This is a genomic window from Sinorhizobium prairiense (assembly GCF_029201645.2).
Lineage (GTDB): Bacteria > Pseudomonadota > Alphaproteobacteria > Rhizobiales > Rhizobiaceae > Sinorhizobium > Sinorhizobium meliloti_A.
The window spans coordinates 914,498-929,863 of the sequence record NZ_CP104131.1 but is presented as its reverse complement, the minus strand read 5'-3'; the positions used below and the strand labels follow the sequence as shown (position 1 = coordinate 929,863).

13 protein-coding genes are annotated in these 15,366 nt (G+C 62.2%); 6 read left to right on the top strand and 7 right to left on the bottom strand.

What is annotated here, in order from left to right:
* Window positions 1-205: 205 nt before the first annotated feature.
* Window positions 206-958 (bottom strand): pyridoxine 5'-phosphate synthase, encoded by a 753-nt coding sequence (locus tag N0Q91_RS07070; protein WP_275597697.1) that lies wholly within the window; start codon window positions 956-958, stop codon window positions 206-208.
* 204 nt (window positions 959-1,162) lie between these two features.
* On the opposite strand from N0Q91_RS07070, the gene N0Q91_RS07065 reads away from it, so the two are divergent.
* The 4 genes from N0Q91_RS07065 (at window position 1,163) to N0Q91_RS07050 (ending at window position 4,133) form a co-directional block, all read left to right on the top strand.
* Window positions 1,163-1,864 (top strand): DUF899 family protein, encoded by a 702-nt coding sequence (locus N0Q91_RS07065; RefSeq protein WP_100671632.1) that lies wholly within the window; start codon window positions 1,163-1,165, stop codon window positions 1,862-1,864.
* A gap of 222 nt (window positions 1,865-2,086) precedes the next feature.
* Window positions 2,087-3,193 carry a hypothetical protein gene (locus N0Q91_RS07060; protein WP_100671633.1) on the top strand — a complete coding sequence of 369 codons (1,107 nt, stop codon included), beginning with the start codon at window positions 2,087-2,089 and terminating at the stop codon, window positions 3,191-3,193.
* Between the two features lie 329 nt (window positions 3,194-3,522).
* Window positions 3,523-3,762 (top strand): glycine zipper 2TM domain-containing protein, encoded by a 240-nt coding sequence (locus N0Q91_RS07055; protein WP_018095373.1) that lies wholly within the window; start codon window positions 3,523-3,525, stop codon window positions 3,760-3,762.
* A 17-nt stretch (window positions 3,763-3,779) separates the two neighbouring features.
* On the top strand, window positions 3,780-4,133 hold the full coding sequence (locus tag N0Q91_RS07050) for an EF-hand domain-containing protein (RefSeq protein ID WP_275597696.1): 354 nt from the start codon (window positions 3,780-3,782) through the stop codon (window positions 4,131-4,133).
* A 28-nt stretch (window positions 4,134-4,161) separates the two neighbouring features.
* Here the strand turns inward: N0Q91_RS07050 and N0Q91_RS07045 are convergent, their stop codons facing one another.
* From N0Q91_RS07045 to N0Q91_RS07025, 5 genes are read right to left on the bottom strand one after another with little or no spacing between them, the layout of a single operon-like run.
* Complete coding sequence (locus tag N0Q91_RS07045; RefSeq protein WP_100671635.1) at window positions 4,162-4,857, bottom strand: hypothetical protein; 696 nt, start codon at window positions 4,855-4,857, stop codon at window positions 4,162-4,164.
* A 21-nt stretch (window positions 4,858-4,878) separates the two neighbouring features.
* A complete protein-coding gene (locus N0Q91_RS07040; protein ID WP_275597695.1) occupies window positions 4,879-6,063 on the bottom strand; it encodes a gluzincin family metallopeptidase in 1,185 nt (394 codons plus the stop codon).
* Between the two features lie 32 nt (window positions 6,064-6,095).
* Window positions 6,096-6,878 carry a TfuA-like protein gene (locus tag N0Q91_RS07035; RefSeq protein ID WP_275597694.1) on the bottom strand — a complete coding sequence of 261 codons (783 nt, stop codon included), beginning with the start codon at window positions 6,876-6,878 and terminating at the stop codon, window positions 6,096-6,098.
* 7 nt (window positions 6,879-6,885) lie between these two features.
* Window positions 6,886-8,118 carry a YcaO-like family protein gene (locus N0Q91_RS07030; protein WP_275597693.1) on the bottom strand — a complete coding sequence of 411 codons (1,233 nt, stop codon included), beginning with the start codon at window positions 8,116-8,118 and terminating at the stop codon, window positions 6,886-6,888.
* Entirely contained in the window at window positions 8,102-11,176 is a 3,075-nt protein-coding gene (locus N0Q91_RS07025; RefSeq protein ID WP_275597692.1) for an ATP-binding protein, read from the bottom strand. The genes N0Q91_RS07030 and N0Q91_RS07025 overlap by 17 nt, the downstream gene beginning before the upstream one ends.
* Window positions 11,177-11,566: 390 nt before the next feature.
* Here N0Q91_RS07025 and suhR point away from each other — a divergent pair, with 390 nt between their 5' ends.
* Window positions 11,567-13,468: an RpoH suppressor SuhR gene (gene suhR, locus N0Q91_RS07020; protein ID WP_275597691.1), complete on the top strand. Its 1,902-nt coding sequence runs from the start codon at window positions 11,567-11,569 to the stop codon at window positions 13,466-13,468.
* A gap of 111 nt (window positions 13,469-13,579) precedes the next feature.
* Window positions 13,580-14,212, top strand: coding sequence for a LysE family translocator (locus tag N0Q91_RS07015; protein ID WP_018095381.1), 633 nt, complete (start codon window positions 13,580-13,582; stop codon window positions 14,210-14,212).
* A gap of 12 nt (window positions 14,213-14,224) precedes the next feature.
* Here N0Q91_RS07015 and N0Q91_RS07010 read toward each other — a convergent pair whose 3' ends face one another.
* Window positions 14,225-15,352: an ATP-dependent DNA helicase gene (locus N0Q91_RS07010; protein ID WP_018095382.1), complete on the bottom strand. Its 1,128-nt coding sequence runs from the start codon at window positions 15,350-15,352 to the stop codon at window positions 14,225-14,227.
* Window positions 15,353-15,366: the final 14 nt, after the last annotated feature.

The following is a 15,366-nucleotide window of genomic DNA, read 5'->3' as shown; positions in this document are numbered from 1 at the left end:
AATAACTTGATCGATAACGCTGTAGTGTGACCTCTATAATACAAGTGGAGCCCAAACTGAACTCAATTGCGTTGATCCGTCGCTTTTTTTGGCCTCAGCTGCCCGCAGTCGGCGCGCGCAGCTTCACATCAAAAGAGGTACGCGCGAGAATCCCTCGTCAAAGCGACACGCAACAAGAGGCGCGCCGAGCTACTAATCCGTCGCCCTAAGCCGTCTCGCCACAGGAGCGGCGGAAGCGTCGTACGGTCTCGGCCATTCCGTATTCGAGCGCATCGGCCGTCAGCCCGTGTCCGATCGAAACCTCGGCGAGTTCGGGAATGTGTTTGACGAGCAATGGCAGGTTGGCGACGGTCAGGTCGTGGCCGGCATTGACGGCCAGACCAAGGCCGATCGCGATCTCCGCGGTGCGGCCCAGCTCGATCGCGATCCGCTCGGCCTTTTCCGGATCGTCGTAACAGCCGCCATAGGGTCCGGTATAGAGCTCTATACGGTCGGCCCCGGTCTCCTTGGCAAGCTTCAGCGCCTCCGGGTCGGGAACGCCGTCGGCAAACAGCGAAACGCGGAAACCTCTCTTTTTCAGCCGCCCGACGACGTTGCCGAGCAGGTTATGGCTCTTGCGAAAATCCCAGCCGTGATCGGAGGTTGCCTGTGCCGGATCGTCCGGCACCAATGTCACCTGCTCGGGTTCGTGCCGCTCGACCAGTTCGAGGAACGCCTCGTTCGGAAAGCCCTCCATGTTGAATTCCGCAGCCGGAAACTCGTCGTCGATCAGGTCGCGGATCGGCTGGAGATCGGAAAAGCGGATATGCCGCTGGTCCGGGCGCGGGTGGACGGTCAGTCCGCTCGCTCCCGCCTGCAAGGCGGTGCGGCCGAGGCCGGTCACAGACGGCCAGGGGAGATCGCGCCGGTTGCGCAGCATGGCAATGGCATTGAGATTTACGGAGAGCTTTGCAGGCATATCGGAACTTTCGGACGAAACGCCCCAATTGAACGAGGGGCCGAATGATGGCTACGCTGCTGTTCTACCGCAGTTTTCAGGAAACCGAAATCGCTCTTTGCCCGGCCCCATCACATGACGCCTCTTTGACAGCGATCAGATAGGTTGATATCAACGTTACTGCCGATGATTGATTGATGCCGCAGTAACCGGAGGAGAGTGATCATGACGATGCAGACCACCGCTACGGAACTCGCAGCGCGTAACCGCGCCCGCTTTCCCAACGAAAGTCCCGACTACCGCCGGGCGCGTAACGCGCTTCTCGCCGAGGAGATCGAATTGAGGCGCCACATCGAGCGGGTGTCGGAGCTGCGCAGGCGATTGCCGCCGGGGGGCGAAGTGACCAAAACCTACCGTTTCGAGAGTGAGAGCGGAACCGTCACACTTGCCGATCTCTTCGGCGACAAGGATACCCTCATCATCTACAGCTATATGTTCGGGCCGCAGCGCGAAAGACCCTGCCCCATGTGCACCTCCCTGATGGCCGGCTGGGAGGGCAAGGTGCCCGATATCGAGCAACGCGTGGCACTCGCCATGGTCGCCCGTTCGCCCGTGGAGAGACTGCTCGCCGCAAAGAAGGCCCGCGGCTGGACGCAATTGAAGGTTTATTCCGATAGCGACGGCGCCTTCACCCGAGACTATGTCAGTGCCGAGGATGAGGACGTTCCGGGCTATACCGTCTTCACGCGGAGAGACGGAAAGATCCGGCACTTCTGGAGTGCGGAGATCAGCGGCGAGATGGCCGATCCGGGCCAGGATCCGCGCGGCGCACCCGATCCCGACCCGTTATGGACCCTGCTCGACACCACGCCAGAGGGACGAGGTGCCGACTGGTACCCGAAACTCGAATATAGCAGCGGCCAGTGATCGCGCCGTTTTAGGCGCCCTCGCCTGCCCGTCCATAGAGGACCGTGCAGGCGACGGCCTTGCGCGCCCCGCCAATCCACGCATTTCTGCTGCGGAGCCCGAGAACGCGCACTTTTTGACGCGCGGCCTGACAACCACCATCTTTGGGCCTAAGTTTCGAATCAGGCTAAGGTTGCTTATGTTCTAAAACAATTTGAGCCGCATCTTTTATTGGAGCCATCGATGACGCCAGCCGAAAGGCCATGCAATGAGACGATCCGGCGAGCGCTCGCCCGGATTCTCGATAGCAAAGGCTTTCAACGCTCCGAGCGGCTGCGGGCGTTTCTCGCCTATGTGGTGGAAAAAGAGATCCTCGGTGAAGGCGCCCAGTTGAAGGGCTATTCGATTGCCATCGATGTTTTCGGACGCAGCCAGACATTCAATGCGGACAGCGATCCGCTTGTCCGCGTCCATGCCGGCAAGCTGCGCAAGCTGCTAAAGACCTTTTACGAAACGGACGGCGCAGACGAAGAATGGCAGATCGCCATGCCCAAGGGGACCTATGTGCCGGAGTATCGCCGGCGGTCGTCCAGTGTGCCTGTGTCTTCAGGTCACGATACCGCAGGCACCCGCAGCCGGCAGTCCGGGCGCAGGCCGCCCTGGCAGCCCGCCCCCTTCTCCTCTCCCTGGGCCGTGCTCACGGTGCTGCCGCTTCTCCTTTTCGTTCCTCTGCCGGCGTCGGAAATGTCGCTCGAGATCGATGCCGAGGCCAAGCTCGTCAATGGTCCTATGGCCGCCGTCAGGGGCCTTCCCTCTGTCAGCATCAGCGTGACCGGCCCGCAGCACAAGAGCACCCGACGGTTTGCCGCGCAGTTGCGCGAGGCGGCGCTTCGTCACGGAACGCTCGGGCAGGCAACCGCGTCCGACGGCGGCCGCGCGTCGGTTTCGGGCAATCAGGCGCTTGCATTCTCCATAGCGCTCACCTGGTATGATGCGCCTGCGGCCGGCATCCGGGTCACGCTTTCCCATGACGGCGAAGGCATCCCCCTGCGCCAGGACTTCATTACAGCGGACCGGCTCGATAGCGAGGCCGACATTCTCTACGAAAGCACCTCGCTTGCGGCACAGCTTTTTGCCCTGGACGGCGAAATCTATGCCCATGCCGCACTGGAAGGCCTGCAAAGCACGCTGATGCGATGCATGTCGGCGACCGCTCAGTACCGCAAGCTGCTGACGCGCGAAAGCTTCCAGGAGGCGTGGAACTGTCAGCAGAAACTAAAGCCGCTCAAGGGCGACGAGCCCTTCTTCATCCTCTCGGTCAGCAGTCCGCACAAGATCAACGGTCACTGAACTCTTCACAGGGCGTTCTTCATCCGGTGGGACGCCGCTGAGCGGGAATATGACCCGGCATAATCACGGCCCACATCATATGTTGCCATTGGTGATCGGTGGCCAACTGGCCCGAGAGTTGTTTTCACGCATAGGCAGCGGTAGTATTTGCCGTTAGTCCGCACGTCTTTCCGGATGGACCGCGTGTTCTTCCGAAGGGCAGCTTCCGATGGAACAGAAGAACCCTCTTCTTACGAAGGAGTTATTCGGAAGCCCTTTTCCATTCGACGCCACTCGATGGCGCCTCCTACGATCTGTACTTGATACGGGCGAAATGCTTGGAGGAAGAAATGAAGAATTGCACGATCGCTCTCGCTCTCGCAGCCTGCTTCGCCTTGTCCGGCTGCCAAACCGCCTCGATGACCGGGGGGCGGACCGGTGAGTTCGGCTGCATCGCAGGCACCGTCGGTGGCGCGGTCGTCGGTGGTCTGGCCGGCGCGACCATCGGATCGGGAACCGGACAACTCTGGGCCGTGGGCGGCGGTGCCGTACTCGGCAGCGCGGCGGGCAGCGCCCTGACCTGCACCTGACCCAAAGGAACGGGGTGATGAAGAGACCAGTCCTCGTGGCGGTGTTCGCGCTTTGCCAGGTGATTGCAGCAGCGGCGCAGGATCAGCCGGTGGCCATGAACCAGGGTCAGATGAATCGTCTCGACCGTGACGGGAATGGCGCCGTCGACCGGCCGGAATACCAGGCCTTCATGACCTCGGCCTTCGCGAACCTGGACAGGAACAAGGACGGAAACCTGCGCTCGGAAGAAGTGGCGCAGGTTCTGAACGCGCAGCAATTTGCCGCGACCGACGCCGATCGCGACGGGAAGCTCAGCCGAACCGAGTTCCTCAACAGGGTCATGGCCGACTTCAAATCAGCCGACAGAAGCGGCGACGGCAGCCTCCAATAGGGCAGCGCCGCCGCTCGGCCAAGGATGCTCAGTCGCGATGCCGTTGCGGAGCCAGCGCCATGACCTGCGCATAGGCCATGGGCGACCGGCTGCCGGGCATGTTCTCGTCGAGCACCAGGGTCTTCACGTCGTCGGAGCGGACGTCCAGCGCAATGACGCGCTCGAGCTTGTCGATCTGCCATACGGCGTAGCCGAGTTCGGGAACATATCCGCAGTCGCATCCGCAATCCCCGCCGAGGATCTCCCGCGGCTCTTCCGGCAGATACATGATCTGCGGCTTCGGCAACTTGTAACAATGCCCCTCATAGGCATAGCCGTATATCACGCCGATGCTCTTGATGTATCGTTCGCCGCCCTTTTCGAAATTCTTCGCCGGTATGTTGACGCTGACCGGAAGCTGACTGAACTTCAGCTCATCATCGAAAATGGCGAGGACGATCTGCTGCTTTAAGATACCGGCGAGAACGTCGTTGTCGACCGTTCCGATCGCCGCCTCCTTTACTATTCTCACCAGCGTATTCAGGTCTTCGTCCCGAAGCGAAGTTTCGCGTAGCGACGACTTGATTCTTTGCCGGATCTGCTCGTCCGTGATCTTGAATATCTCTTCTCGCGTTGCCGGTCGCCCGTAGAGACGTACTTCGCTCGGATTGTAGGTATCGTAGATTGGTTTGGACAGGCCGTCCGGCTCTTTGCCCACCCCGGGATGGCTGCTGCAATTGCTCATCTTCCTCTCCTTTTCTGTCCCCTATCTCGAGCTGATGATTTCACGCCATGCGAAATTCGCCTCCAGAACTCCGGCGGCCGTTCCATCGGCAGCCGCGACGACAGCGGCCGCGGCCTGATCCAGCCGCAAGGTGTCCGGATTGACCGACCGCAGCGAGGCTGCCAGCGCCTGCCCAACCGCGTCGCGGGCCGACCGCAGCGCAAGTCCGAAGATCATCGGCTTGATCCGGAAAGCCTCTGCCGTTGCCTGGCGGAACCGGTCGAAATCATCCTGCTCCAGATGCCGGAGGTCGATATCGAGCAGCCGTATGTCGGCACAGTCGCGTGCCACAAGCTCGCGATGATAGAGCTCGACGATCGAGTCGAAAATTGCGCCCACGAACGGCAGTGCGCGGTCATGCACCTCGCGCGTGACCTCTGACATGCGGCGAAAATTCGTGGCGAGACGGATCTGGGTTTCCGGACTCGTCTCGGCGAAGCGGTTGAGCTCGTTATAGAGAAGGAGGTTCCCTTTCGTCCGCCTGAGCAGCCTGTCGATCGCGGAATCGAAGTGCAGGAACGAGATCAGCGACACAAGGTCTGAAAAGGCCTCGGAAAAAGCGAAGAAGTCGCCTCCATGTGACACAGCCGTCGGAATGCCGGTTTCAGAAAGGAGAATGAGATGTCCGGTCTCGTGAGCGATGGTGTCCAAATTGAGCGCATAGGGCCGCCTTATTCCGTCGATGTCGGAACAGCCAAGCTCCAGGAAGCCGTAGCCCGCCTGGGCATTGTCCCAATTCACGAAGGCAACGATCTCCAGCCGCGGAAAGGTCTGATCGAAGAACCAGCGGACCGGTCTGCCCAGATAGCTCTGCCAGATGTTGAGAACGAAGTGGACACAGGCATAGGCATGCACAGGCAGGAACGCCCGGGAGTCGGGAGACAGGTTGTCGAAATGGCGATCCGGACCCGGTCCCACCGGTGCGCGAGCGGCGCCGTGAAACGGCGGCAGCCGGTCGAAGCCGTAGGGTTCCTTGTCATCGAGCGGATCGACGACATACATCGTCGCGTCGCTCGGGCCTTCGCCGATCTCATCCCTCGGTATGGGCAGCCAGACGCGGTCCGGTTTTTCATAGCCCGGAATGAAGGGTGGCTGAGGGAAAATCCAGAACCGCGTGCCCAGACGGGAATCGCCGGACTCGAGGGCTTCGTCTCGAAGCAGACGCATCGCACACTGCCCCCCGGATGAAAATGCCTAAATTATGGTTTCAATTTATAGGTGTTCACCAAATTCGAGTCAATGCCGCCTGCTTCCAGGTCGCGGAGGAAGGTGTTCGTCGCGATCCAGTCGCCATCTTGCTGCGTGCCGCGATGCTGCTCCAGAAGGCTTGGCGCTTGCTGTAGTGCAAGGATCGCGTCGTGCCTCTTCTGTCCGACCATCTGCTCCCGCAGTTCCTTGCTTCTCTCCTGAGCCCAGCCCGCGGCATGCAAGACCGCAGAAAGCGAGCGCTCCCGGAAGTTCAGATTTCGCGCAAACGTTGTAAGTCTCTCGCGTTCCGAACGGCTGACGACACCCAGGCGCCACCACGCGGAAAAGGTTCGCTCCAGGTCGACAAGTGCATCCGTCAAAGGCGGAAAGCCGAGTTCCGGCGGCCCCGAATGTACCGCGACCGCATCGTCGGGGGCAGGGTTGGAAAGTGGACCACGTCCGAAGCGTCGATACCACCTGTAGACGAGACCGAGACCGATCATGCCGAAAGCGTCAAGCTCCGCGGCTCGGAGCGCGCCCATGCTGGCGGCGCCGATAACGACGATCCCCTGCGCCATGGCCCAGAGAATTTCCTTGTGCCGGACAGCCGGTCTGTCTTCGAACTGGCCGTCGATCAAAATCATGGCCCGCGGTCGAAAGGCATGTGCCGCAAGCAGGACATCCCCCTGGGCGGCCGGCTGCAGATAAATCGCGTCGAGGATTTTCTCCGCCTCGGCAAGACGCAGCGTCGGACCGAGAAACACTAGGATCGGATTGTCGCCTCGGCCGGCCATCGCACACTCATCGCAGGACAAAAAAGGGAGAGGCTCCGGGAAGAACCGTTCGCACGCAATGGACACCCGCCTCCTCGTCGGCGCCCACGGGAATGGCCAGCACAGGTCCAAGACCGGCTTCGACCACCCGGTCTACCAATGTACCGGGATCCGGAGTCGCCGCGGGCGTCGGCTCTGCCGGCTTGGCCGCCGCATCGGCGAGGACGAGCTCGCGGGCCTTCGCCACCGCGGCATCGGTGCTCCTGCGGTAATGTTCCCTCGTCTGGTCGTCACGGGCGCCGGAGATCGCCCCTGCCCTTGCCGAGAGCGCCTCCAGCATTGCGCTTGCCGCCGCCATTTCGATGCTGGGCCCGGCGGCGTAGCCTTCCGTCGGCAACGCAAGGATCGGTTCCCCGAAGAACCCGGCCTCGACCGTCTGACACCAGACGACGGCAACAGCCGCCGGCGACGGAGCGCGCCACAGTGCAAACGATATCCCGCGAGCGCCCGCGAGCGATCGGATATGATCCACCCCGTCACCGAGTCCGTGGGGCGCAATGCGCCACCGGTCGAAGAAGCCGTGTGTTGCGAATGCGCGTGCGATGGCGTCCCGTTCAAGGCATTCCCATAATCCGTGCAGGAAAGCACCATGGGGGCTCGTATGGCAGGCAAGCCCGGTGGTTGTTCGCAGAAAGACGCCGTCATGGGACGGCTGCGGTTCGCTGTAGCACGTATGCACAAGTTCCAGCGGCACCGGGTGCGCCGAGCCGCCGACGACATCGATACCGTCGATCCACGCAATTGTCCTTTGCCGCCATTTCCCGCGCCACTGCGGAACCACGAGGTTGTCAAAAAGGTCGTCGGCGATTTCGAGCTGGTCGGCCGTCGCCAGAAAGGTCCGCTCCGCCGGAATGGTCTCGGCGAAATAACGCTCGAGCGATTCCATCAGAGCGCCGACTGCCGCCTCCGCTCTCGACAGGCCCCGTCCGAGAGACGTGACCTCTGAAAGCGCGGCAGGGCGGACAGCCTGCATCACCGGCAGGCCGATGCGGTCGAGCCCCGTCAGATCGCCGAGGCGGGTGATGCGCGCGCGGCGGCAGAGTGGCGGCAGGGCGGCGAGACAGCGCTCCAGGCTCCCCTCGACCAGATCATCCGAAAAGGGCGCCTTCCGCGCGGACACGAACGAGGCATAGAGATCAGCGAGGGGGCCGCGTGCGCCCTCGTTCAATGTCGCACCGTTTCGTTCAGCGCCCGATGGCAATGCCGAGCTCCCGCATCGAATGCCTCGCTCGCCTGATGAGCGCCGTCGCCCCTTGGCTTTCCGCGATTTCAACGGCGCACCGCAGGTCTGTAGCGACGGCATCCTTACGCTCGCCTGCCCGCGCCCGGAGAATGGCGCGGCATCGGTGCAACTCCGCCAGCCAATAGGCATGGCCGGTTTCCTCCCCCCTACCGATCGCTTCGTTAACGACGTCGATCGCCGGCTCGATCTTGCCGGCGAGACCCAGCAAGGTAGCGTGCATGCAGAGATAGATCGGCAGATCCGCCACCGTCCCAAGTTCGCGCAGAAGCGCCAGGCCGTTTTGAAAGGTGGCATGGCCACTCGCAAGGCTCGTGCGGTGCGCCTCGGCCCACCCGCTGAAGAGAATCGACAGGCCGGACAGGGACTGCATCTTGTGCCGCTTTGCGAAATCCGCCATTCGTGCCGAAACCTCGACGAGCCTTTCGAAATCGTCCCGGTAAAAAGCAGACACCGCTTCGGTATCCAGGGAGTGTGCCTTGCTGTGGGCATGCGCTATCCGGTCCGTGAAAGCGATCATTCTCGATAGCGCCGCGTCCGAGGCTTTCGTGCGCCCCGTGAGCCATAGGGAGAGCGCGAGTTGGCCGAGGCCGCAAACCTTCGCATCATGCCCGCCGAATTCCGTTCGGCTCTCTTTGGCGCGCTTCTCGTCATAGAGCGCCAGGCCGGCCTTGATCGCCTCCTGCGTTTCCCGATGGCGGCCGAGATTGAAATCGATCGCCCAAATGCAGTGGTTGACCTGGAGCTGGATTTCCGGTTCGTTGGCCTTCGACAGCATCGACCGCACCTCCAGGGCACGGTCGTGCATGATACGGAAGTCCTGTCCGGTAAGCCACCAACCCCAATATATCGGAAACCATTGGGACTGCTCGGACATCGGTCGTCGCCGGGCGATCTCCACCGCGTCCTCATAAAGCCTTCGCGCGGGGTCGGAACTCAGGCCGACCGTTCCTAGCAAAATCGGACCGAGGGCCGTCAACGCCGAAAGCTTCAGAGGTTCGGCGGTGTCGCTCTCGCTCAATTGGCCGCAAAGCTCCAGGGCATGTTCCAGAAATTGCCTCGCCTCTATCATTGCGGACCGGCTCGAACTCTCCTTTCCCGCGGCGATGAACAAGGGGACGGCCTCTTCGACAAGCCCCGCCCTTTCCGCATGTTCGGCAAGCGCGCCGGTATCGATCCAGGCCGCCATGCCACGATTTTGGTCGACCGCTGTGAAGAGCCGCCGATGCAGCACCTGCCGCTGCTTGCGCAGCACGGCATTGTAGATCGTCTCCTGGATCAGCGTATGCCGGAAGCCGTAGGCGGTGCGCCCCGGCACCCTTATCCGCGTCAGGAATCCCGTCTCGCAGAGAGTATCGGCCGCGTTCGCAAGCGCGCTCTTGCCGAAATCGGGTAACAGAGCCCGAAGCAGCGGCAACGTCACCTGCGTGCCGGCGACTGCCGCCGCGCGCGCGACCTCCCTGGCCGTGCCGAGCTGCTGCAGGCGGGATTCCAGTATCGACTCGAACGCCGACACATGCGACGGGTTGGCGCTCTCCGACAGGCGCATCGTGTCGGGCTCGACATTTTGCGACACCCATTGACAGATCTCCTCGATGAAGAGCGGAACGCCACCGGATATCCGTTCGGTCGCATCGAAGAGATCGGGAAGCAGCGCCAGGCGGTGCTCCGGCCATTTTGCCTTTATCGCCAGCCTGGTTTCGTCCGAATCAAGTGGCCGCAACGGAAGCCGCGTCGGGTTGGCGGCGTCGAGCCATTCCGAAGCATAGGAAGGACGCGACGTCGTAACGAGCAAGACGGGGAATTTTGCAATGATCCTCGCAGCTTCGCCAAGCAGGTCACGGGATGTCGGATCGATCCAGTGGACGTCCTCGACAGCCACCACCACCGGCCCGCGTCGGCACACGGCTTCCAATGCACGGAGCATGGCGCGATGAGCCTTCTCGCGGATCGCCTTCGGATCTTCGTTCGACTGCAGACGGCTGCCCTGCGCCCCGAGCAGGTAGGAGAAGACATCGACGACCTCGGCGTCCCTGATACCGTTGCGTTCGAACAGCGCCGCCACCGCAGCGGCCGTCGGACCCATCTGCCCTCCGCTCCCCGACGCCGCCTCGGGGAGATTGTTCAAGAGAGGATGAAGTGTCGAGCGGAAACCGCCGGGCAGGCACTGGAAGAAGAGAAGCTTGGAACGCTTGGCGCGCGTCCGCCTGCGAATTTCCCTGAGAAGACGCGATTTGCCGATGCCGGCGTCCCCCTGGATCAGGACCACGGAGCCTTGTCCCGCAAGGACGCCATCCCAAAGTTGCCCGATGGTATTCAGTTCGTTCTCGCGGTTGATAAGCGGCCCGCCCATCCGTCCGAAGGCATAGAAGCGGTCCACTCCCAATTTATGACCGAGCGCGCGCCAGACTTTCTCGGGCGCCGCAAAGCCCTTGAGCTCCTTGCTGCCCTGAAACACGAAGGCATGGGATCTGCCGGCAAGGTGACGTGTCTCCTCGCAGACCAGAACGCTGTTCGGGGCCGTGATGGCCTGCAACCGGGCAGCCATGGCAAGCGCCGCGCCTGTGACCGGTTCCCGAGTCCAGCCTTCGCGTGATCCTTCGCGAACGAGGGCTACCGACGTGGCGATGCCCACGCGGACCTGGAGATCGTCCTGCCCCGCCTCGCGGCCGACGCGCTTGCAGGCCTCTACGATCCCGAGCCCAGCGCGGATTGCGAGCGAGGCGGCGTCCTTCGCCTCTAGTTCGATCGGGAAGAGCGCAACACCGCCGTCGCCGGCCTCATGCTGCATCACGCCGGAATGCGATGCGATCGCTTGTTTGGAAGCAAGCTGAAAGGCGGACATCAGTTCCTGATAGTCCTCGATATCCATCACGTGCATCAGATCGGTCGACCCGACCAGGTCATAGCAAAGCGCCGTGACGATACGCCGCTCGCCGCCACGCACGGAAGAGCCGCCCGGGCGCTTCCCACGCTCGGCCGCTCCTCGTGGTGTTTTGGTCCGGCTCTCGCGCAGCATGCACCACTCCCGCATTCGCCTGCCAGGTCCGCTCAGATACGCGGCGCTGCCTAAGGGCGACCTGTCTGCCTCGCATTTTTCCGACGTGATCCCGACCTGAGTGCGGAAAATATCACCCCTGACTGCACGCGGTGTCGGGACCGACTCGGGGAAGGCTGATTGCCCGTCAGGGCAATGTCAATCGGCGGGCAGTTGCAAAACGCGCAGCCGGGCAACCTTTCCCCTTCGATGAGCGTTAAGACGCGCCTTCTTGTGCTGCAAGGACCACGCCGTAACCGCAGGCGCTACTGGATTGCCGCACGGTTTGAGCGCAACCTTGCAAGAGAGGCGGCGCAGGCACCCGGCGCCTGGAGGATGGTTTTTCGTCACATCTGCATCAGGAGACGATCGATGGCACGCACTCCCGCGAAATACTGCGATCTCGTCATGAAGGGCGGCATCACCAGCGGTATCGTCTACCCGAATGCCGCTCTGGCGCTTGCGCGGGACTACCGGTTCAAGAATATCGGCGGCACGTCGGCCGGGGCGATCGCAGCTGCGGCTTGTGCGGCGGCCGCAGTCGGAGACCGGCGGAAGCAGATGAAGGCGGCGATCGCTCAACCAGAGGAGCACGTCGGTTTCGAAGGCCTTGCGAAGGCATCGTCGAACCTCGCCTCTCCCGGCTTCATCAACGGCCTCCTCCAGCCTGCGGCCGGCGCAGGTCAGGCATTCCGTTTGCTCGTCACACTCGCCGGCAACGCCGGCGTTCTTCGCAAAGGCCTTGCGCTTCTTGGAAGCGTCGTGCTCATCGCACCCGTCGAAACGCTGCTCCTGCTCGCGGCCCTCACGGGTCTTGCCTATGCTGTCGGGGGGCAAACCGGCATGATGGCGGCGGCTCTACCGGCTGCGGTCTGCGCCTATCTGGGAGGGGCGGTGTTCTCGGTATTGCGCATCGCTCGTGTCCTGCGCCGCAATCTGATGGGCCTCTGTACCGGCACGGCACCGGATCAGCCCGCCCGCCCAGGAAAGATGATCTTGACCGATTGGCTCCATGAAACCCTGCAGGCACTGTCCGGCAAGGCTTCGGACCAGCCCCTCACCTTCGGCGATCTTTGGACGGCGGAGCGCTACCCCGGCGAACCGGGCTCCGACCGGGCCGTCACCCTGAAGATGATCACGACCGGCATATCGCACCAGGAACCGCGCAGCCTGCCGTTCGAAAGCGCGCTTTTCTGGTTCAGGCGCACGGAATTCGAAGCGCTTTTTCCGAAGATCGTCGTCGACTGGATGGTAGAGAAGGCCGGGGAGCCGGTCACCGTGGCGGGTGAGGATTACTATCTGCTACCGCATGGCGCCGACATGCCGGTGCTCGTCGCAACGCGCATGAGCCTCAGCTTCCCCCTCCTGATCAGCGCCGTGCCGCTGCATGAGCCGGCCCGCCGCGAAAGCCCGCCGGAATCCGACGGAGAAAACGAAGCTGAAGATACGACTTCGGACGAGGACGAACAGAAGACCGTATTGGACAGCACGGAAGCGCTGACCACCGGCGGCAAGAAGCGCAGGGCCAGGCCCGCCGCGTTCCGGATCTGCTGGTTCTCCGACGGCGGCATCAGCAGCAACTTCCCGATCCACCTCTTCGACCGGGCGCTGCCGCGATGGCCCACCTTCGCCATCAATCTCGTTTATCCGGGAACCTCCGATACCGGCTCGCGGCCGGAGGTCTTTCTGCCGGAGAACAACCGGCAAGGATGGCAGCGGCACTATCAGCCGATTGCACACAAGTCGGCAGTTCACGAACTCTGCGCCTTCGTCTTCGCGATCGTCGCGACCATGCAGAACTGGCGCGATCTCCTCCAGTCGCGCGCGCCCGGGCATCGCGAACGCATCGTCCATGTCTCGTTGAGCCCGCAGGAAGGTGGCCTGAACCTCGCCATGTCGAAAGAGGTCCTCGCGACCGTCTCGAAAAAAGGCACGGCCGCCGGCGAGGCATTCGCCCGGTTCTCCTTCGAGAACCATTACTGGATCCGCTGGCGCAATCTCGCCTCGGCACTCCAGCGCTATACAATCGATATTGCCGCGAGCGACGCCTATCAACCGAGGATTCCGGATTACGAAACCGCCTATGCATTCGCTCGCGATCCCGCGTCGACGCCACCCTCCTATCGGTTTGGAAGCAAGGCGGAGCGTGAATTGGCGGCGCAGCTTCTTCAGGAGCTTATCAACGAGGGACAGAAATGGAGCGATGAAGGGCCTGACTTGACGAAGACCGCCCCGAGGCCGCTGCCGCAATTACAGATAGCACCGACTTACTAGCTGGCACGAGCGGTCAACGCCAGCAACCCCCTCCCTGCAGCTCTTCATTGTAGACGCGGATTCACTTGCGCTATAGTAGTCGGACTGTCGGCAGCCGCAAGAGGAGCAAACATGCCATCGGCCGGATCGCTAATTACCTTCTTCATCACCACCGCCTTATTCGCTTTTATTCCAGGGCCGGCTATGCTCTATGCCGCGGCCCAGACTATGGCGCGCGGTCGATGGTCCGGGCTGATGGCCACTCTCGGCATTCACATCGGCGGCTATGTGCACGTAGCTGCCGCCGCCGGCGGGCTGTCTATTCTTTTCCATGCCGTACCTACACTTTATCTGGCGGTCAAATTGACCGGCGCCGCCTATCTGATTTGGCTCGGCATTTCTCTCTTCTGCCGGAAAGCTCAGGAACATGCTCCTCTACCTGAGGCGGATCCGAAATCGGGCCGTCGCGCATTTGCCGAGAGCGTGGTCGTGGAAGTTTTGAACCCAAAGACCGCATTATTTTTCATTGCGTTTCTGCCGCAGTTCGTAGATGCCTCCGCCGCGCTTCCGGTATGGGCTCAGTTCCTCATCCTCGGAACGGTCGTAAACCTGGTATTCTCGTCAGCGGACGTCCTCTGCGTCGTACTTGCAAGCGCCGTCGTATCGAGATTGAAGCGTTCGGGCCGAGCGCAACACCTTTTTCAACGCATCGGCGGCGCAACCCTTATCGGACTGGGAGCCCATCTCGCGATTCAGAAGGGTTGATGGGCCAGAGTCCTACCGCACTATCGTCAACCGCTCGGCGGCGCGTGTGATCGCCGTGTAGAGCCAGCGTTCGCGCGTATCGCGGAAAGCCCAGCTCTCATCGAAAAGCACGACGTTGTTCCATTGCGAGCCCTGGGCCTTGTGCACGGTCAGCGCGTAGCCGTAATCGAACTCGTCGTAACGCTTGCGCGTGGACCAGGGGATTTCGCCCTCGACGTCCTCGAAAGCCGCCTTCAGGAGCTTGATCTTGGCGGCGCCGCGATCCATGTCGTCGTCTTCCGGGCGGATCATCAGGTTGATCCCCGGCTTGACCGTCTCCTTTGACGAACTCATCACCTGCCAGAGCGAACCGTTGAGCAGCCCCTTGGCCGGATCGTTGCGAAGGCACACGAGCTTGTCGCCGGACTGCGGATATTCGCTGGTAAAGCCCTTCAGTTCGCGAAGCCGCTGGTTGTAGCGCCGCCGTGTCCTGTTGGTCCCGACCAATACCTGATCGGCTTCCAGCACCATAGGCTGTGTCACCTGCCCCTTGGAGATGACCTGGGCGGTGCCGTAGTCGCCGTGCATGATCTCCTTGCCCTCGCGCACCTGCATGGCGAGCTGGATGATAGGGTTGTCCCTCGCCTGGCGATGGATATCCGTCAGGAGAAAATCCGGTTCGTGATTGGTGAAGTAGCCGCCGCCGGAAACCGGCGGCAATTGTCCGGGATCGCCGAGAACGAGGATCGGCGTGCCGAAACTCATCAGATCCTTGCCGAGCGCCTCGTCCACCATCGAGCATTCGTCGACGATGATCAGCGCCGCTTTCGCGACCGGGCTCTGGCGGTTGATCGCGAACATCGGCGCAATCGAGGTCTTGCCGGTCTCCTCGTCCTCCACTTCCTCCTCGCCGCGCGGTCGGTAGATCAGCGAGTGGATCGTCTTGGCGTTCGTGGCCCCCTTGGAGCGCAGCACCTGGGCAGCCTTGCCGGTGAACGCGGCGAACACCACCTCGCCATCGACATTTTCTGCAAAATGGCGGGCGAGCGTCGTCTTGCCGGTGCCGGCATAGCCGAACAGCCGGAAGAGCTGCGATCGGCCTCCCTTCAACCATTGCGAAACGGCCTTCAGGGCCTCATCCTGTTGCGGAGCGAACTGCATGACCTTGAGTGTCA